This is a genomic window from Holdemanella sp. DFI.5.55, from assembly GCF_020593575.1.
Lineage (GTDB): Bacteria > Bacillota_I > Bacilli_A > Erysipelotrichales > Erysipelotrichaceae > Holdemanella > Holdemanella hominis.
The window spans coordinates 1-19,885 of sequence record NZ_JAJDMK010000024.1; the positions used below are offsets into that span (position 1 = coordinate 1).

General features: G+C 33.4%; 21 protein-coding genes. 7 read left to right on the plus strand and 14 right to left on the minus strand.

Going from position 1 to position 19,885, the window contains the following annotated elements; translation table 11 throughout:
• Positions 1-107: 107 nt before the first annotated feature.
• Genes LJE08_RS06500 through LJE08_RS06515 form a run of 4 tightly spaced genes read right to left on the minus strand, consistent with a single transcriptional unit; the run spans position 108 to position 3,844 of the window.
• A complete protein-coding gene (locus LJE08_RS06500) occupies positions 108-608 on the minus strand; it encodes a DUF2798 domain-containing protein (protein WP_227402749.1) in 501 nt (166 codons plus the stop codon).
• Between the two features lie 43 nt (positions 609-651).
• Positions 652-2,481: a histidine kinase dimerization/phospho-acceptor domain-containing protein gene (locus LJE08_RS06505; protein ID WP_227402750.1), complete on the minus strand. Its 1,830-nt coding sequence runs from the start codon at positions 2,479-2,481 to the stop codon at positions 652-654.
• The gene (locus LJE08_RS06510; protein ID WP_117925741.1) at positions 2,474-3,175 is read right to left on the minus strand and encodes a response regulator transcription factor; all 702 of its coding nucleotides are present in this window, start codon (positions 3,173-3,175) and stop codon (positions 2,474-2,476) included. The genes LJE08_RS06505 and LJE08_RS06510 overlap by 8 nt, the downstream gene beginning before the upstream one ends.
• Positions 3,176-3,193: 18 nt before the next feature.
• Positions 3,194-3,844 carry a PIG-L family deacetylase gene (locus tag LJE08_RS06515; RefSeq protein WP_227402751.1) on the minus strand — a complete coding sequence of 217 codons (651 nt, stop codon included), beginning with the start codon at positions 3,842-3,844 and terminating at the stop codon, positions 3,194-3,196.
• Between the two features lie 257 nt (positions 3,845-4,101).
• Here LJE08_RS06515 and LJE08_RS06520 point away from each other — a divergent pair, with 257 nt between their 5' ends.
• Genes LJE08_RS06520 through LJE08_RS06530 form a run of 3 tightly spaced genes read left to right on the plus strand, consistent with a single transcriptional unit; the run spans position 4,102 to position 7,557 of the window.
• Positions 4,102-6,297, plus strand: a complete 2,196-nt coding sequence (locus LJE08_RS06520) for a YfhO family protein (RefSeq protein ID WP_227402752.1) — start codon at positions 4,102-4,104, stop codon at positions 6,295-6,297.
• Complete coding sequence (locus tag LJE08_RS06525; RefSeq protein ID WP_186998564.1) at positions 6,249-6,650, plus strand: GtrA family protein; 402 nt, start codon at positions 6,249-6,251, stop codon at positions 6,648-6,650. Before LJE08_RS06520 ends, LJE08_RS06525 begins: the two co-directional genes overlap by 49 nt.
• On the plus strand, positions 6,637-7,557 hold the full coding sequence (locus LJE08_RS06530; RefSeq protein ID WP_217256078.1) for a glycosyltransferase family 2 protein: 921 nt from the start codon (positions 6,637-6,639) through the stop codon (positions 7,555-7,557). The genes LJE08_RS06525 and LJE08_RS06530 overlap by 14 nt, the downstream gene beginning before the upstream one ends.
• Here LJE08_RS06530 and LJE08_RS06535 read toward each other — a convergent pair.
• Positions 7,554-8,795, minus strand: coding sequence for an alpha-L-fucosidase (locus LJE08_RS06535; RefSeq protein WP_238635991.1), 1,242 nt, complete (start codon positions 8,793-8,795; stop codon positions 7,554-7,556). The two genes, LJE08_RS06530 and LJE08_RS06535, sit on opposite strands and share 4 nt — an antisense overlap.
• Positions 8,796-8,805: 10 nt before the next feature.
• Positions 8,806-9,297, minus strand: coding sequence for an SOS response-associated peptidase (locus tag LJE08_RS06540; protein WP_186998562.1), 492 nt, complete (start codon positions 9,295-9,297; stop codon positions 8,806-8,808).
• 47 nt (positions 9,298-9,344) lie between these two features.
• Here LJE08_RS06540 and LJE08_RS06545 point away from each other — a divergent pair, with 47 nt between their 5' ends.
• Positions 9,345-9,515 carry an NAD(P)-dependent oxidoreductase gene (locus LJE08_RS06545; RefSeq protein ID WP_117925748.1) on the plus strand — a complete coding sequence of 57 codons (171 nt, stop codon included), beginning with the start codon at positions 9,345-9,347 and terminating at the stop codon, positions 9,513-9,515.
• 430 nt (positions 9,516-9,945) lie between these two features.
• On the opposite strand, the gene LJE08_RS06550 is transcribed toward LJE08_RS06545, so the two are convergent.
• The 8 genes from LJE08_RS06550 to LJE08_RS06585 form a co-directional block, all read right to left on the minus strand.
• On the minus strand, positions 9,946-10,356 hold the full coding sequence (locus LJE08_RS06550) for a F0F1 ATP synthase subunit epsilon (protein WP_117925749.1): 411 nt from the start codon (positions 10,354-10,356) through the stop codon (positions 9,946-9,948).
• A 2-nt stretch (positions 10,357-10,358) separates the two neighbouring features.
• A complete protein-coding gene (gene atpD / locus LJE08_RS06555) occupies positions 10,359-11,750 on the minus strand; it encodes a F0F1 ATP synthase subunit beta (protein ID WP_370633243.1) in 1,392 nt (463 codons plus the stop codon).
• Positions 11,735-12,655 (minus strand): ATP synthase F1 subunit gamma, encoded by a 921-nt coding sequence (atpG, locus tag LJE08_RS06560; protein WP_117925751.1) that lies wholly within the window; start codon positions 12,653-12,655, stop codon positions 11,735-11,737. Before atpG ends, atpD begins: the two co-directional genes overlap by 16 nt.
• The gene (gene atpA, locus LJE08_RS06565; protein WP_217256075.1) at positions 12,655-14,397 is read right to left on the minus strand and encodes a F0F1 ATP synthase subunit alpha; all 1,743 of its coding nucleotides are present in this window, start codon (positions 14,395-14,397) and stop codon (positions 12,655-12,657) included. Before atpA ends, atpG begins: the two co-directional genes overlap by 1 nt.
• Positions 14,398-14,862 (minus strand): ATP synthase F0 subunit B, encoded by a 465-nt coding sequence (locus LJE08_RS06570; RefSeq protein ID WP_227402755.1) that lies wholly within the window; start codon positions 14,860-14,862, stop codon positions 14,398-14,400.
• A gap of 12 nt (positions 14,863-14,874) precedes the next feature.
• On the minus strand, positions 14,875-15,096 hold the full coding sequence (gene atpE, locus LJE08_RS06575) for an ATP synthase F0 subunit C (RefSeq protein ID WP_040466409.1): 222 nt from the start codon (positions 15,094-15,096) through the stop codon (positions 14,875-14,877).
• Positions 15,097-15,113: 17 nt separating this feature from the next.
• Positions 15,114-15,899 (minus strand): F0F1 ATP synthase subunit A, encoded by a 786-nt coding sequence (locus LJE08_RS06580; protein ID WP_227402756.1) that lies wholly within the window; start codon positions 15,897-15,899, stop codon positions 15,114-15,116.
• Between the two features lie 169 nt (positions 15,900-16,068).
• Entirely contained in the window at positions 16,069-16,422 is a 354-nt protein-coding gene (locus LJE08_RS06585) for a helix-turn-helix transcriptional regulator (protein WP_040466407.1), read from the minus strand.
• Between the two features lie 140 nt (positions 16,423-16,562).
• Here LJE08_RS06585 and LJE08_RS06590 point away from each other — a divergent pair, with 140 nt between their 5' ends.
• From LJE08_RS06590 to LJE08_RS06600, 3 genes are all read left to right on the plus strand, one after another.
• Positions 16,563-16,781: a cation transporter gene (locus tag LJE08_RS06590; protein WP_117925762.1), complete on the plus strand. Its 219-nt coding sequence runs from the start codon at positions 16,563-16,565 to the stop codon at positions 16,779-16,781.
• 90 nt (positions 16,782-16,871) lie between these two features.
• Positions 16,872-18,740, plus strand: a complete 1,869-nt coding sequence (locus tag LJE08_RS06595) for a heavy metal translocating P-type ATPase (RefSeq protein ID WP_186998558.1) — start codon at positions 16,872-16,874, stop codon at positions 18,738-18,740.
• 87 nt (positions 18,741-18,827) lie between these two features.
• Positions 18,828-19,697 carry a phosphoribosylaminoimidazolesuccinocarboxamide synthase gene (locus LJE08_RS06600; RefSeq protein WP_117925765.1) on the plus strand — a complete coding sequence of 290 codons (870 nt, stop codon included), beginning with the start codon at positions 18,828-18,830 and terminating at the stop codon, positions 19,695-19,697.
• Positions 19,698-19,885: the final 188 nt, after the last annotated feature.

The following is a 19,885-nucleotide window of genomic DNA, read 5'->3' on the forward strand; positions in this document are numbered from 1 at the left end:
GATATCAACTCCGAACTATTTCTACATATATTATATATTTTTAATACGCATTATATAATACAAAAAGTGGTTTTTATCTCCACGGCAAGCTATGAAGTTTTCGCCACTTAAATATAACAAATTTGCCAAAAGAAAGCCATTGGGAAATTAAATAAAATAGTCATAAACCAAACTGAAATAATTTGGACACCTGGTGTTTTGAATAGAATGGTCGCAATCAAACTCATGATTGGACATATAATACAAATAATGTAGAAAGAAATCGCAAGTGTGATAAAGAAAGGACGATTCTTCGGTGTTACAACTTTAAATGTAAAGTAATGTGCTAGTTTATCAACAAAGAAATATTCTAAAATAAAAGCAACCGGCCACATGATGATTAATTCATGAAAGGATAATAAAAAGACTTGATTAGACATTCCACCCATATTAAGTGCGATGTTGCAACAAATCATGGCATAAACCATTAAAACACATGAATAAAGTGAATACAATATTTTCGAATTTTGTTTTTGGCATATATTTTCTCCTCCTGAATAAAACTTTTTGTGTTGTTCAATCAAAGATGTTTCCAATATGTACCAAAAAGCAAACGCTAATAATACCATAATTTTTTTGATTTTATTTGGAAAAAATCAGTAAGATTCACTCTTACTGATGAATAGGGAAAGTTAATATAATAGTAAATAAATCATTTGTTTCGTCTTGATAGAAAGTACCATGATGGATTTTTATCATTTTTTTAACACTCTTCAAACCAATTCCATTACTTTCGACTTTATCCAAATGATGATTGATTGAATTCGTAAAACTCATTTTTAATTGGTCTTCTTCAATCATTGTTTGAATCACTATATCTTTCCAAGGATCACAATATTTTTGAATATTCGAGAATACATTATTTAATATTCTTTGAATTATCGCAAAATTCGCATCCATAGATAGAGAAGTTTGTAGAGGTTCATATAAAATATGAAGATCCATTTCTCTTAAATACTGAATATGATCTACCAATGTATCGATGCACTTTTGAACAGGAATATTCGATAAATCCGAATTATATTCTGTTGAAAAGACAAGAGAATACTCAAACATTTTATTGGAAAGATATGTGATTTCTTCAACCTTATCTAAACATTTTTGAAGATATTGATCACGAAATTTAATATCGTCCTTTTTTAAATTCATGATTTCAAGGTATCCCTTTAATGTTGTTAGTGGAGTTCTTAAATCATGGGATAAAGAAGAAATTAATTCTTTATTCACAACACGAGCCTGTTGTTCATTGTCCATTGTTTGTAGAAAGGCAATGCGCATTTGATTCAAGTCCTGGGCTAAACGTCCAATCTCATCTTTATCACTTACTTTGATTTCATGATTCCAATCTCCAATTGCTAAAGTAAACACATCTTCCTGTAAATTTTGAATGGACTGAATTCGTTTACGGATGAAGCTTTGTAGGATGATCAAATAGAAAGAGAAAGAAATCAAAAGTGAAAGAATAATATAAGGAATTTGGAATGGAATCATAGGAAATGAAGTAATATATAAATAAACGGCTTGGTTTTTAAAATGTATTGGATAATCATAATACAACGGGGCCTCCAAGACATCCAAATCATCAAAACTATATAACAACAATAAATTATTACTGCTTAATGGAGATTTGTCCGTAAAATAGATTCCATCCTGATCATATAATTCTACATACGCATGATTGAGTGCATTTTCTTTTAATATATGATTGATGGCTTTTTTATTTTCCTTCGTTAGATCAAAATTTTGGAGTTTTTTTTCTAATTTCTTTACATAAGAAGAATAATCTTCCGATTGATAAAAAGTATCCATTAAAAACTCAAAGACAGCACTGCGATTTAAATATAGAAATGAAAAAGAAGTTAATACCAACAATGTTGCACAAAGAAAAGAGAACATCATACGACTGGATAAGGAATAGAAGACGTTTTTCTTTGAACGGAGTGGTTTAAGATTTTTTAAAAGTAAATAAAAAAGAATTGTTATAATAAGACTTAAAATACAGTTGAAAATACGATAAGAATGATAATAATTCGTGAAAGATGGATACCACTCAATACAACTCATTTTACTTGAACTCTTTATAAAAATATTATACTTTTGTGCATTTTTTAAAGGAGTACGGCCACAAAACGAAAGTATAGAATCGATGACTTTATCATCTGGTTTATTTGATTTTGTTTTATATAAAATGACTTGATAACTTCCCTTTTTTAATAATTGATTTAAATCTTTACGAATTTGAGTGTGGTTCATAAAATCCACTTGTTCTTGTTCATCTAAATAAGCCTTCGCCTCTTTTATTTTTTCTTTAGATAAAGTATCAGAATACTCATAATGAGTATTTAAATAATCGTATACGACAAATCTTTGAGAATATATTGCGAAAAAACTCAATAAAAAAACAAGAAGGGAAAGATACAGTCTCGTTATTTTTTTATTCAAAACGATACCCCTTTCCCCAAATTGTTTTTATGTATACTGGATTGGCGGGATCCTTCTCGATTTTCTTTCTAAGATTACGAATATGAACCATGATTGTATTATTTGCCGAATAATAATACGGCTCATTCCATGCTTTTTCATACAATTGTTCAGCTGAAAAAATTTGTTTAGGATTCTTCATCAACGTACTCAAAATATTAAATTCAATATCCGTTAATTCAACTTCCTTTCCATTGACCTCTGCATTTTGTTGGGCATAACGCAAAGTAAGACCATCCATACTTAAATCCTTTTCTGTATCAAGTAATATTTCTTCTTTTTTACCCTTATAGACTTGATAACGACGAAGTAAAGCTTTAACTCTTGCCGTTAATTCACTATACGAAAAAGGCTTTGCCAAATAGTCATCGGCACCACTTGAAAAACCAAGCGTCTTATCCGAATCTAATCCTTTGGCTGTTAAAAATAAGATAGGGACATTGCTTGTTTCACGAAGCTTTAAACAAGTCTGGTAACCATTCATATTCGGCATCATAATATCAAGGACGATTAAATCGATGGAAGAATCAAACAATTGAAGGACCTCGTTTCCATCTTTGGCTTCAATCACTTCATAGCCTTCGCCAGTTAATAAAATTCTTAATATTTCACGGATTTCTGCATTGTCATCCGCCACTAAAATACGCGTCTGCATGTTCACATCCCCTTTCTTTTATTCTATTTTACCCCAATTACTATAGGGTTTCCAATTTTCATAAGGCAACATATGATGTAAATGATCTATCACTTTCGATTGCGAAGAATACCACTGAATGACATCCAATTTTCCTTTATAATCTTTCTTGGATAATTTTTTTTCATTTTTTAATTCAGCCTTGTTTTTCTTTGATGCATACTTACCAAAATATATAAGCTGATTTGTCTTATCTTCTTTTTTTAAAATCATAGTAACATACTTAGATATCTTTTTATGATGGATATGCCCATATTCACCATCTGGATTATGCGTTACAATTTTGTCCCAATCCTTAGAATCGATTTCCTTTTTGATTTCTCTTTGAATATCCTTTTTACAAGATTTCCAGTTATCACGCTTACCCTTTGTCTTATCAGGAAAAGATAAAATAATTCCTTTAGAATGTGTCTTCTCCAGCACCTTCATAAATTCTTTTTTTCTCTTTTTATTGTTTCCATTCGTAATACATAAAACCGTGTAATTTCCATTGATTAAATGAGATCCACCCCAAATTGTTTCATCATCTGGATGGGCCACAATCATTAAAGATTCAGGCTCTTGGGCATGAATTACGGATGTATTTAGACAAAGCATTAAACTTAAAATGCATAATAATAACTTTTTCATTTTCATCACAAAAAAATTCTATCAAACATTTCTTAACACTCTACTTATGCATTTCTTAAATCTTCTTAATATATTTATGAAAGTTTAATATTTCCTTTTGTCGATACTTAAGATTTATTTTGTATAGTAAAGCTATGAAAAAGAGAGATACGTTTTACATTACAATACTATTTATATTACCCATTTTATTTGTACTCTGTGTATCCACATATTCCATGTATGGATCAAAGTTAGATTGGTTATCCCAACATATATCTTTGGCAGACTATTTTCGACAGACCCAACAATTACTTCCAGATAGTTTTGCGAATCTTCAAGGACAAACCAATGCCTTTAGTTTTTCATATTATGGACTATTAAGGCCAGACGTTTTAGTTTCTTATTTATTTCCAAATATTCCAATACATTTCTTTATTATAGGTTATGTAACACTTCTATGGTCATCTACAGGAGGACTTTGTTATTACTGGCTAAGAAATAAAGGATACAAAGATTCGATTAGTTTCTTTTCAAGCATATGTTGCATATGCGCCAATTGCTTCTTTCAGTCCCACCAACAAATTATGTTTATAGAAATTCTTCCCTTTTTATTTCTTTCATTCATTCTAATCGATAAAAATAAAAGACAATGGATTAGTCTATGTGTAGTTATGGCACTTTTCCATAACTATTTCTATACGCCAGGCATGATATTGATTCTGTTTTTATATGATTATAATCAAAACCATATGATAAAAGATATTCTGATTTCGATTCTTATTGGTATTGGTATGGCTACAATTTTATGGCTACCAACCGGATATTTGATTTTAAACAATCATAAATCAGTTGTACAAACCAACCTATTTAATTTATTAATTCCAAACTTTACTCTAAAAGGACTTGTCTATGATAGCTATGGATGTGGGTTGACTGTGATTAGCTGGATTGCCCTATTTCAAGGCATTCAATTTAAAAAGACAAGGAAACTATCGATTCTGTTGATTTTAATGTTTGTTTTCCCGATGTTCTCTTATATATTGAATGGAACTTTATATGCACGCACAAAAATATTGGTGTTATGTTTACCACTCGTGCTTATGATCCTTTCCTATTGGTTACAAGAAGGAAAGTTGAATAAAAGTTTACTTGTTTTAGCTAGTTTATTTCTTTGCACAAAAACAACACTTCTTGGATTATTAATTTCACTTGTGTTTATTGGCTATTACTTTATGGATAAAAAAGAATGTTTAATGATGTATGCCCTTGTACCTATGATTGTTTTTACAGGATTCAACTACAATCAGTGCTTAGATTTAAAACTCTATAATTCAATGTATTCTAAGGATAAACAAAAATTGATGCAAAGAAACGATTTGAATCAACGAACAGCCGATTTAGATCAGGTGGGTTATAGTGTCAATCGTATCTATGACCCAAAAGAAATGAAGGCATCAAGTTATACGTCAACAAGCAATTTTTTATATAACACTTTCATTTATGACATTATAAAAAGTCCGATTTCCCAATCCAATCGAACAATCATAACAGATAGTGAGAATTATTTATATTTGAGTATGATGGGGATTCAAAATGTATTGAGTAAAGACTCTAATTTATATGGATATAAAGAAGTAGATAGTAAAGGAAAATATAAATTATTAAAGAATAAAAATGTATTTCCAATGGTCTATGTCACAAGTGATACGATGAGGGAATCTGAGTTTGATAAACTCTTTTATCCATATAATTTGGATATCATCTATAATCGCACGATTGTGAATGGTGAAACAAGTAATGATTATGCCTCAAAGATGAAACTTATAAAGAATTTAGATCAATCGATTGTGATTCAGAACAAAAGGAAAATAAAAAAAACAATACCCATTGATTTTGATGCTAAAAATAAACTGATCTGTATTGATTTTGATGTAAAGAATTATACAGATAAAAAGATTTCGATATCCATAAACGGAATGAAGAATACATTGTCAAAAAAACATTCTGTGTATCCAAATGGGAATAAACATTTTACGTATATTCTTTCTAAAAAAGAATTGAAACAATTTGATGTTACTTTATCCAAAGGAAAATATAAGATATCCAATATTCGTGTTTATACATGTGATATGAATGTGTTTGACCGAGTTGTGACTAAAGTAAAACCATTAAAGACAACTTCTATTTTTAAGGGGAAAGTAACAACATCTAAAGATGGTTATCTTGTAACTTCATATCCTTATGAAAAGGGATATGAAATATATATTGATGGAAAAAAGCAGAATATTGAAATTGTGAATAAGGCTTTTGTGGGATGCAAAATCAAAAAAGGAAGCCATACAATTATGATTCAATTTCATGCACCATTTAAGAATGCAGGACTGGGTATAAGCGTTCTTTTCATTATAATAGGAGGATTTTGGATATGGAAAAAGTCAAAGAATTTATTAGTTATGGAATTGTGGGAGTTATGACAACTCTTGTGAATTATATTGTTTATTTTATTTGTTTAAAAATAGGAATCGATTGGCTGACAAGCAATAGTCTAGCTTGGTTGGTTGCCGTTATTTTTGCGTATTTTTCAAACCGTAAAGTTGTATTTCATTCAAGTAATGATATGAAAAAAGAGTGTATCGAGTTTTTTGGACTTCGATTTATGACATTACTTGTTGAAAATCTACTATTGGCCATTTGTATTGATGGCGTACATATTTCAAATTTATTATCTAAGATTTTAGTCAGTGTGATTACTGTTTTAGTCAATTATTTCTTATGTAAATCTCATATATTTTCTAAGAAGGAGGAAATGTTGTATGAACAAAATTAGTGTTGTCGTTCCTTGTTTTAATGAAGAAGAAGTTCTTTCCGTGTTTTACAAAAAGACAAGCGAAGTATTGAATGAAATAGATGGAATTACCTATGAATTGTTGTTTGTGGATGATGGATCAAAGGATCACACAAAAGATATATTAAGAGCTTTGAGTTTAAAGGATGAGCATTGTGAATTTGTTTCTTTTTCTAGAAATTTTGGTAAAGAAGCCGCTATGTTTGCAGGATTAAAGAAATCAAATGGCGATTATGTTGTGATCATGGATGCTGATTTGCAGCATCCTCCTGTATTATTAAAAGAAATGTATAAGGTGGTTAGTGAAGAAGGCTACGATTGTTGTGCCGGAAAAAGAGTAGACCGTACGGGTGAAGGAAAGATTCGTAACTTTTTATCGCATATCTTTTATAAAGTGATGCAGAAAATGTGTAAAATGGATATGAGCGATGGTTGTGGTGATTTTCGGATGATGTCAAGACAAATGGTGGATGCGATTCTAGAGTTAAAAGAATACAATCGCTATATGAAAGGATTATTTTCTTTTGTAGGATTTGATACAAAATGGATTGAATTCCGTAATGTACAACGAGCTGCAGGTAATTCTAAATGGAATTTTTCAAAACTATTCGCATATGCGATGGAAGGTATGTTTTCCTTTTCTACAGCGCCGATTGTATGGATTGGAAATATAGGAACCGTTATTATGATTTCATCGATTTTAATGACTTTGTTTGGATTGTTAGTACATGTCACGTCTATGTTTCATTTAGTATGTTTGATTCTGTTTTTGAGTGGGCTTCAAATGTTGTTTGTGGCCATTTTAGGTCAATATACGACAAAAGACTATATGGAAAGTAAACAAAGACCGATCTATATAATAAAAGAAACCAGCAAGAATTTAAGCTAATCTTTTAATGTGATTTCAATCACCGTGTCAATTGGATCTGGACAATGGTGTGAATTGGAATCAATATGGATAAATGTATAGTCAGGAAAACTTTCTGCGTTCCAAGGCGTTTGAATTTTGATTTGAGAATGATCAGACAATCTTCTTATGTCTTGGATTCTTTCTTTCCGAATTTTAACAGGTATATCAAAAATACTCTCATCTAGAATATGCGCATAAATTTTATTTCCCTTTTGTGTGTATCTTCCCCATTCTGGTTTTTCTAATTCACACTTTGTACAACTATAAATAGAAGCTTTATTTAGTTTCATCCATTCCCTGATTTCATTCAATACTTGGATAGATTCTTTAGGAAATTGCCCTCTAGCATCCGGCCCCACATTCAAAATCATATTTCCACCCTTGGATATACATTCAACTAGAGTACGGATGATTAGCTTAGCAGATTTATAATTCGTGTCCTTAGCGCAATATCCCCAATGTTCATTCATAGTGATGCAAGCTTCCCAAGGCACAGATAAGCCTTGAGGAGGAATCATTTGTTCAGGTGAAGTAAAATCACCGGCTGTAAAACTAGGATGTGCATCCATAATGGTTCCAGGATGTACACCATCACCTTCTAAACGATTGTCGATGATCATGTCTGGCTGGTAGGTTCTTGCCATTGTTACGATTTTATGGGCATCCCATACATCTTTTGTCATATTGTCATAAGAAAAGTCAAACCACATGATATCCAACTTTCCATAGTTTGTAAGTAATTCTTTGATTTGAGTATACATATAATTCAAATAGTTTGAAAAACAAATTGGTTTATCATATTCTGCATTGTTTCTTTCTGGATGATGTCGATCTTTAAAGTGAGGATAGTCCGAATGATGCCAATCAAGCAGGGAATAATATAGACCGACTTTTAAGCCTTCTTCTCTAAATGCATCTAAAAATTCTCTGACATAATCATGATTTGCCTTCCAATCTGTAGTCTTTGTATCAAACATACAATATCCATCGTGGTGCTTGGCAGTCATTACGGCATATTTCATACCAGCTGCTTTGGCCAATTTAGCCCATTGGTGTGGATCAAATAGATCTGGATCAAATTCATTCGCAAAAGGAATATAATCTTCTTCTTTCATTTCTTCGTTGCTTCTGACCCATTCACCTCGTGCTGGAATGGAATAGATTCCCCAATGGATAAAAAGTCCGAATCTAGATTTTTGAAACTCTGTAATATTCATAAGATCTCCTTTAGAAAAGTGGTTCTTGTAGCTGCTTTTTTTGAAGTGCAATGCCTGGTTTGGATAAGATTTCCTTGGTTTTAGAAATATCCTTTAGCCAAGGATCTATATCTTCTTTTTCAAGTATGACTGGCATTCGAGAATGCACAGGTTTTACATATGCATTGGCATCCGTAGTAATAATGACAAGATGATTATCGACAAGAAGTCCTGCAAAATATAGAATGTGCTCGCAATAAAATTCCACTTTATTTTTACCTAAATCCCACTCGTAAAAACTTCCTGCAGGCACAATACAATGCAAAGAATCTTTAAATAAAGGCTTTTCTAAGAGAGTTTCTTGTCTAGCATTTAAGATTAAATTATTAGTTTTATACCCAAATGGCACCATTTTCTTTTGGTTTCGAGTAAGTACAAGACATTTGTCACTTGGATGAATGTCTTTTTCTTTTAAACCAAAGGCTTTGGCTACTTTAGGTGTATATCGAAAGCTTGTACACATACTAGAAGTATATCATAAGAAAGAGGTGTAAAAAATTGTGAAAACAGATAAAAAAGGGTTTATTAATTATCAATACATCTCGTGGAGAGATCATTGATACAGATGTGTTGATTGAAGGTATTGAAAATGGAATCATTGGTGGTGCAGGTATTGATTCTTTTGAAAATGAACAGGAAGTCATTCATATTGATCACAACTATAATGTCATCAAAAACTGAGACTTATTGATATTAAAAGCCTATTTTAATATCATTGTAACGCCGTATGCAGACTTTTATACGGATTAAGTATCTTATGATATGGTGCATTGTTCATTGGAAAGTCTAAAGAATTTAGTCAATAATCAAGAATGTAGATATCAATTAAACTAAGGGCAAGAGAAATCTTGTTTTTTTGACAGTTGATTATAATATTTGTTTTAAATAAAGTATAAATTGAAAATAAAATGTTGTATGTAAAAAGAGATTTTAAGCTATAAATCTCTTCAGTTGATTGAATTTTTAGTTTATATATTTCTGTAATTCATGGATGAGGTCAGAAAAAATGTATGATTTTACTAAATTAAGACCAGAAAAAATATAAAAGATCTTTATATAAAGGAAAAAAGCCTATATCATCATGAAAGGTATAGGCTTTTTTATGTGTTTATTAATTAATGTGTTTATCTTTAAATTGTAAACGAGCTAAGGCTCTTGCCATACTGGCTTGTGACATATAATATTCACGAATGGATTGCTTTTGACGCATTCTTTCTTTAGCACGTTCTAAAGATTCTTTGGCTCTTCTTGCGTCTAGTTCTTCTTGTGTTTCACATGTATCGACTAAAACTTCAGCTTGGTTGTTTGAAAAGATCATGGATCCTAATCCACTAACAACTTCAATCTCAGAATTATCTTCTTTTCGGATTTTTAAAAGCCCAGGCGTAATCGCGTAGATTGCCTTGGCATGATGTGCAAGAAATTGTTTACTTCCATTGGGTGTGTGTATCGTTAATACTTGTGCTTTACCATTATAAAACACGTGATCACTGGCCATGATTTTTAGATCAAAAAGTTCCATGATTATACTTCTTTCGCTTTTTCTTTGACTTCTTCAATGGTTCCTACATTGAAAAAAGCACTTTCAGGATATGCATCCATTTCTCCATCTAAGATCGCCTTAAAGCCTTTGATTGTATCTTGTAGAGGAACATATTTTCCTGGAATTGAAGTAAATTGTTCAGCCACATGGAATGGTTGAGCCATAAAGTTACGTAAACGACGAGCTCTGGCTACAACGGTTTTATCTTCATCACTTAGTTCATCTATTCCTAAAATGGCGATAATATCTTGTAGTTCTTTATATTTTTGAAGGTATTGTAAAACACGTTGAGCTGTTTCATAATGTTCTTCTCCTACAATATCGGGTTGAAGAATTCTTGAACTTGATTCAAGTGGATCTACAGCAGGATAAATACCTTGTTCAACAACTTTACGAGATAAGACGGTTGTCGCATCCAAATGTTCGAATGTTGTTGCAGGAGCAGGATCAGTTAAATCATCTGCAGGAACGTATACAGCTTGTACACTAGTAACAGATCCGTTTTTTGTGGAAGAAATACGTTCTTGAAGTTGTCCCATTTCATTCGCTAAAGTAGGTTGATATCCAACGGCAGATGGCATACGTCCAAGTAAAGAAGAAACTTCTGATCCAGCTTGTACAAAACGGAAAATGTTGTCGATAAATAATAAAACGTCTTTATGTTCAACATCACGGAAGTATTCGGCCATAGTCAGTCCGGTTTCAGCAACACGCATTCTGGCTCCTGGACTTTCATTCATTTGTCCAAAGACAAGTGCAGTGTTCTTGATTACACCGGATTCACTCATTTCAGTATATAAGTCGTTTCCTTCACGACTTCTTTCTCCAACACCTGTAAAGATGGAATAGCCTCCATGCTCACTGGCAATATTTCGAATCAATTCTTGGATCAGTACGGTTTTTCCAACGCCGGCACCTCCAAACAATCCAATCTTTCCACCTTTGGCATATGGTGCTAATAAGTCAATAACTTTGATTCCTGTTTCAAGAACTTCTGTAACAGGAGATTGATCTTCAAATTTTGGTGGTTTTCTGTGAATAGGCCAATATGTATCTGTATCGATCGCTTCTTTTCCATCGATTGTATCTCCCAAAACATTAAACAAACGACCTAAATTTTGTGTTCCAACTGGAATTTCAATACCCATTCCTGTAGATAAGACAGGCATATCTTTTTGTAAGCCTTCACTAGGCGATAACATGATACAACGTACTGTATCGGTTCCAATGTGCTGCATAACTTCCATTACAACTTTTTTGCCGTGGTTATCAACCTGTAAAGCGGTTTGAATATATGGAAGTGGCGTTTCATCAAAATGTACGTCTACAACAGGGCCCATAACTTGTGTGATTTTTCCTATTTGCATGTGGATTGACTCCTTTTCTTCTTTTGTAGCTGTTGCCTTCTAGCTTTGGCACCGGCTGCAACCTCTGTTATTTCTTGTGTGATTTTTGCTTGTCTTTGACGATTGTATTGTAAAGATAAACTGTTTAATAATTCTTCACCATTTTTATTCGCTGAATCCATTGCCTGCATACGCGCAAAGTTTTCGGATGCATAAGATTCAACAAGGGAACTATAAATAAATCCAGATAAATAATCAGGAATGACAATGTTTAATAATTCAGCAGGGCTTGGCTCCAACTGAATGGAATGAATGGTTTGTCCACCAACTTCAACTTCCTGGTTTAAACGATACAAAGGAAGTAACTGTTCAACATCGACCGTAAATTGATTGTGTTGATCCATACGTGTATAGATAATTAATACTTCATCTATTGTTTTTTCAGCATACAGTTCAAGCATTTTACTCGAAATGGATCTTGCACGACTCAAAGTTGGATTTTGCGCTGTATATAGAAAACTTTCTTCAACCGGAATGTGTCGTCTTAAAAAGTATTGTCTTCCAACTTCTCCAATCATATAGAGCTTATAGTTTGGATGAGCCTTAATGATTTGTTCAGTGAGCTTTAAAACATTAAGGTTGTAGGCACCGGCCAACCCCTTATCTCCAGTGACACATATGATGGCTTTATTTTGATGTTTTTCATCAATATATTCTCGACTATCTAAGTAAGGATGCTCAAAGTGATCAGGAAGATTTTGAAGGATCGTCAAAATCTGTTTTCGTAATGAGTAAAAATAAGGATCGGTATTTGCGGCTTTTTGTTTGGCCGTATTCATTTTGGTTGAAGAAATCATATACATGGCTTTTGTGATCTTCATAGTCGATTGAATACCATTCATTCGATCTTTGATTTCTCGGATTTGTGACATTATTCTTGTCCTCTATATTGTTTAGCTAGTGTAATGATTCTTGTTTTTAAATTGTCATCCAGTTTTTTAGTTGTATTGATCTCACGACTGATTTCACTGTGATTTTCATTAAACCAATCTAATAATTTTGTTTCTTCTTTTTTGACTTGTTTTGAATTCAAATCATCTAGAATTCCTGCGTCTGCAACTACTAGAATAATAACCATGTCTGCATGTGACATAGGGTGGTTTAAAGGTTGTTTCAAAAGCTCCATAAGTACTTGTCCGTGTTGAAGTTGTCGTTTTGTCGCATCATCTAAATCGGAGGCAAATTGTGTAAACTCCTTCATTTCACGGTATTGAGCTAAATTGATACGTAAAGATCCAGATGCCTTTTTCATGGCTTTAGTTTGAGCGGCACCACCGACACGACTAACAGATAATCCAACATTAACAGCAGGTCGTTGTCCTTCAAAGAATAAATCACTTTCCAAGAAGATTTGACCATCGGTAATTGAAATAACGTTGGTTGGAATATATGCACTTACATCTCCATCTTGGGTTTCGATGATTGGAAGAGCTGTGATGGATCCTCCTGAATTTAATCTAGAAGAACGTTCTAGTAGTCTAGAATGTAAATAGAATACATCACCTGGATAGGCTTCACGTCCTGGAGATCTTCCTAGTAATAAGGAGATCGTACGATAGGCAACGGCATGTTTGCTTAAATCATCGTAGACAATAAGTACGTCTTTGCCTTGATGCATAAAGTATTCAGCTAGAGAAGTCGCAGAATAAGGAGCAATATATTGCAGGCTGGCTGAATCGGCAGCCGTAGAGTTTACAATAACTGTATATCCCATCGCATCATTTTTCTTTAATGTATTGACTAGGTTAGCCACTGTACTTGCCTTTTGGGCAATAGAGACATAAATACAAATACAGTCTTTTCCTTTTTGATTTAGTATAGTATCCAATGCGATTGAAGTTTTACCCGTTTGACGATCCCCAATGATTAATTCGCGCTGTCCTCTTCCAATAGGAAACATAGAATCGATGGATAGAATACCGGTTTCCATAGGGGTTGTGACAGGTTTACGATCAATAATGCTTGGGGCGGGTTCTTCGATAGGACGCATTTCAGCGGCTTCAATAGGACCAAGTCCATCAATTGGATTTCCAAGTGGATCCACGACACGTCCTAGAAAATTAGAGCTGACTGGCATACCTGCTTGTTTTTTTGTACGAGAAACCTTTGTACCTTGACCAATAGTACCTTCTGTGTCAAATAGAATAACACCAATGTTTTCGGTTGTAATATCAAGTACCATTCCTTTTGTACCATTCTCAAAAACAACAACTTCTCCATACATTGCATGATCTAGTCCCGAAATGGTTGCGATACCATCTCCAATTGTTTCGACATAGCCAACTTCATTTTCTTGGGAAGTGGCTTCGAATTGTTCGATAGCCTCTTTTAAAATGGACATAAGTGTTCCATCTTTTTTCATTTGAATAGCTTTATCTCGAGCCGCCTGAATTTGTTTTTGAAGCTGTTGTTGGCGAGAACGCGTAGACCAATCGTATTCGTCGTTGTTTGCGTTTAGAATAAAGCCTCCACGTACACTTGGATCAATAGAGATGGTTAGTGTGATATTTTCGGCCTGGTATTTATTTTTAAGGAATGTCTTTATTTTTTCTTCTTGCGCTGCACTAGGCCTTGTTACACAGCGTAAGGTTGCGTTTAAATTTTCGTTGTTCATTTATTTCATTTCCTTTAAAAAATCATCATATAGTTTTTCATCGCTTTTTGTGTTTGTGATTTTATCAGCCGCTTTATTGATCAAATCTGCAATTTCAGATTTAGCTTTTGCCTTTTCCTCATTGGCAGCTTCAATCGTTTTGATGCGAGCTTGTTCAATCATTTCATCGGATTTCATGTTTGCATCTGCAATAATTTGTTCATATTCAAGGCTGGCTTTTTCTTTTGCATCCGCTAGCATGCCATCACAAATTGTTTGTATATTTGCAAGCTGTTGATCTGCTTTATTTTTTGATTCAAGAGCTTCTTGTTTCTTTTGATTTGCCAAGGCAAAATCAGATTCTATTTCTTGTTTTCTTTTTTCAAGAATGTCATGTACTGGTTGAAATAGAAAACGCTTCATCAGTGCATATAAGATAAGTAGGTTGATGATTATCCAAAGAATATTGGAATCAATTCTTAACATAGATTATCCCACCTATTTCACCATTAAGATGATTAAAATACCTAATACAAATCCGTAGATGGCTGTTGCTTCAGCTAAAGCTGCACCAATTAATAAGGTGCTACGAATTTTTCCGTGAGCTTCTGGCTGTTGGGCGATGGCTTTTACGGCACTGCTTGTCGCAAAACCAATACCTAATCCTCCACCAATAACGGCAAGTGCTGCCATTCCAACTCCGATTGCTGTTAAACTCATTTTTATTTCCTCCTAATTTATTCTGTTTCTGTCGCTTCTGCGATAAATAGTGATGTTAAAAAGACGAATACATAAGCTTGAATGAATCCATCAAAGAAATCAAAGTACAAGCTAAATACAGTAGGTATAAAGACGGGAACGACCATTTTGATCATTTCCATTATGACGAAGGCACCAATGACATTGCCGAATAGACGCATACATAGAGATAAAGGACGTGTAAATATCTCGAGGATATTGATGGGTGTAACCACAGCGACAGGCTGAGTAAAGCTTTTGATCCAGCCTTTCAATCCTTTTGCTCGTATACCACTAACTTCAATTAATACAATACTCATAAGTGCTAATGCGATAGTGACATTCATATCTTTGGTTGGGGGTTTCATACCAAAGATGCCAATGATATTCGCAAGTCCTATATATAATAGGATGGTTGAAATGTATGTAGAATATTCTTTGGCATTTTCACCAAGCATGGAAATTGTGAATTTATCTAGCCATATGACAATACTTTCCGCTACAATTTGTTTTTTGCCTGGATTATGAACTTTGAGTCCTCGAGTTAACCAAGCAGAAAGTAAAACAAGTATAGCCATGACAACCCACGTGATGACAACCGATTCACTAATCGCAAAGGGACCGATAGTAAACGCAGTGTCGACGTTTAACTGGTCGAGTAGTTCTTTTGTGAACTCTTCCATAGCTCCTCCTTTCAAAATAATAAAAAAACGACAGAAATAATCCGTGAATTTACGAATTAAGACAAAATTCGTTTTTCTATAAGAAGGTATTTTAGTTCTCATAATTTCAAAATTCAAGTCTTTTTATCAATGTAAACGTTATCTGTTTTATATGACAAATATTTATATGTTTTGCATATATGATACATATGTCTCAATTACATAATCGACTTTGTTTTGCGTTTGAATTTTAGAAAAAAGGGCATAAAAAAAGGAAGAATCGATCTTCCTCTTAATGTTCCTTTGTATGATCAAAAGCCATGCCTAGAATGGTTTCAATATGTTCATCATCTAATGAATAGTAGACTGTCTTTCCTTCTTTTCTAGATTTGATGAGTTTAGAAAGGCGTAGTGCCTTTAATTGATGTGATACGGCAGATTTCGTCATATCGAGTACGTTGGCTAAATCCGATACGCACATTTCGCTTTGTTGAAGGGATAATAAAAGCTGAAGGCGTGTACTATCGCCCATGACTTTAAAGAAATCTGATAGGTTCATAATTTCATCAAAGGCCGGCATGTTTTCTTTTACTTCTTGTACTAATTCTGTGTTTTTAGGCTTGCAGTCACAATGTGTACCAATCATATGTTCTCCTTTTTTATTTATTATAGTTGAATGATTGAACAATTGTCAAAAAGTTATTGACATCATGTATGAATCCTATATAATGAAAGTGTAATAAAGTTGAATATATGTTCAATTATTCAAGTGTGGAGGAAAATAATATGAAAAAGAGTTATAAGATTGATGTAGATTGTGCAAACTGTGCAAACAAAATGGAAGTAGCTGCTAATAGTACAGAAGGTGTTAAGAGTGCAGTTGTAAACTTCATGATGTTAAAGATGAATGTTGAATTTGAAGATGGAGTTCAACCTAAAGAAGTTATGGCTCGTGTTTTAGAAAATTGTAAAAAAGTTGAAGATGATTGCGAAATTTTCTTTTAATGAAAAGTAAGGTGCGAAAGCATCTCTATTTTTCAATTATTATAGTTGAATGATTGAACAATTAATATTTTTGGAGAGGTAGAGATAAGTATGAACAAGAAACAGAAGAAGATGTTAAAGCGAATTATTGTTGCGAGTATTCTTTTTATTATGATTAAGGTCGCAAAACTACCTGAATATATTGAAATTTCTTTGTTTCTAGTGGCCTATCTAGAAATTGGTTATGATATTCTTCTTAAGGCTTTTAAAGGAATTAGAAATCGTCAGGTATTTGATGAGAATTTTTTGATGGCTGTCGCAACAGTAGGCGCTATTGGTTTGAAATCTTTTGATGAAGCAACAGCTGTTATGTTGTTCTATCAGATTGGGGAATGGTTCCAGAGTTATGCGGTAGGTAAGAGTCGCAAAAACATTACGGAATTAATGGATATTCGTCCGGATTATGCCAATGTTGAAGATGAGGATGGAAATCTTGAACAGGTAGATCCAGATGAAGTTGAAATCGGTACAATCATTGTGGTTAAGCCTGGTGAAAAAGTAGCTATTGATGGAATTGTGGTTGAAGGAAGTTCTACTCTAAATACAGCGGCTTTAACAGGGGAAAGCTTGCCTAGAGAAGTCAGTGAAAATGATAAAGTAATCAGTGGCTGCATCAATATGACTGGCTTATTAAAAATTAAGACAACAAAAGAATTTGGGGAATCCACTGTATCAAAAATTTTGGATTTGGTTGAAAATGCGTCAAGTAAGAAATCTCGTTCAGAAGCGTTTATTTCACGTTTTGCGAGAATTTATACGCCAGTCGTATGTTATAGTGCTTTGGCATTGTTTTTACTTCCACCTGTATTCAATTTGATTATATCAAATCCTGCTGACTTTGGTACATGGCTATATCGTGCCTTAACATTCTTAGTTATTTCTTGTCCATGTGCACTGGTGATTAGTATTCCTTTGAGTTTTTTTGCCGGAATTGGTGGTGCCAGCAATCAGGGCGTTTTGGTTAAAGGATCCAACTATTTAGAGGCTTTGGCATCCTGTAAATATGTTGTATTTGATAAAACAGGTACAATGACACAAGGTGTATTTGAGGTGGCAGGCATTCATCATGCGACTATTCCAGAAGAGAAATTATTAGAGTATGCGGCAATGGCTGAAAGTTATTCGACGCATCCTATTTCTAAAAGTTTATTAAAGGCGTATGGGAATACAATCGATAAATCTCGTATTGAAAATGTAGAAGAAATAAGTGGTCATGGTGTTAAAGCTGTAATTGATGGAGTGCAAGTACTTGCAGGTAATGATAAATTAATGAAGATGTATAATATTCCTTATCAAGAATGCCATTCTGTAGGAACCATTGTACATATGGCTATTGATGGCAAATATGCAGGTCACATTGTGATTTCGGATATGTTGAAGCCACATGCCAAAGAGGCTATTGAAGCATTAAAGAAGGCTGGCATTAAACAAACAGTCATGTTGACTGGGGATGTAAAAAGTGTGGCAGATAAAGTGGCTTCTGAATTACATATTGATAAAGTGTATTCGGAATTGTTGCCTCAAGATAAGGTGAATAAAGTTGAAGAACTATTATCTTTAAAACAGCCAAAAGAAAATCTTGCCTTTGTTGGAGATGGAATCAATGATGCTCCTGTATTATCAAGAGCCGATATTGGTATTGCGATGGGTGCGTTAGGCAGTGATGCAGCCATTGAGGCGGCAGATATTGTTTTGATGGATGATGATCCATTAAAGATTTCTAAAGCCATTAAGATTGCAAAGAAGTGTATTCATATTGTATATGAGAATATTTATTTTGCGATTGGTATTAAACTCGTTTGTTTGATTTTAGGTGCCATTGGTATTGCGAATATGTGGCTTGCGATTTTTGCGGACGTTGGCGTTATGATCATTGCCGTATTAAATGCGATTCGTGCATTAAATGTTAAAAATTTGTAAGGAAATCTTAGGATTTCCTTATTTTGATATTGTGTTAAATTTGTTTTAGTTGTATCTTTGTCTTGTACGCAGAAAAGGAGATTCGAGATGCAGGAATTAAAACCAATTAAAGAAGGAAAAGTACGTGAGATTTACGACAATAAAGACAACCTTATTATGGTTGCGACAGATCGTATCAGTTGTTTTGATGTAATTCTAAACAATGAGGTGACAAAAAAAGGAACTGTTTTAACGCAGATGTCAAAATTCTGGTTTGACTACACAAGAGATATCTTACCAAACCACATGATTAGTGTGGATACAAAGGATATGCCGGAATATTTCCAACAAGAAAAATTTGAAGGAAAATCAATGTTATGCCGTAAATTGAACATGCTTCCAATCGAATGTATTGTTCGTGGTTACATCACAGGTAGTGGATGGGCTAGCTACCAAGAAACAGGAAAGGTTTGTGGTATTGAACTTCCAGAAGGATTACAAGAATCACAAAAACTTCCAGAACCAATTTATACACCTAGTACAAAGGCTGAAATTGGTGATCATGATGAAAACATTTCTTTTGAACAAAGTATTGCGCACTTAGAAAAACACTTCCCAGGACATGGTGAAGAATATGCAACTAAGATCAAAGATTGTACAATCGCTTTATATAAAAAATGTGCTGAATATGCTTTAAGCAAAGGGATTATTATTGCGGATACAAAATTTGAATTTGGTTTAGACGAAAATGGTAATATCGTTATTGGCGATGAAATGTTAACTCCTGATAGTTCTCGTTTCTGGCCTGCAGATGGATATGAAGCGGGTCATTCGCAACCATCATTTGACAAACAATTTGCGCGTGACTGGCTAAAGGCAAATCCAGGTAATGACTGGACACTTCCTCAAGAGATTGTGGATAAGACTATTGAAAAATATCTTCAAGCTTACACAATGTTGACAGGAAAAACATTATAATTAAGAAATACCCATAAGTTGAATGCTTATGGGTATTTTTTTGAAAACTGTATTTTTTGATGTCTGAATATAGTTGAAAACCGTAAAATATGATATTAATAATCACTTGAAAACCGAAGAACGCTATGTTTAAATGAGAAATAGATATTAGAAAATAATAATTATTGAATATATATGGTGAGGAAAAA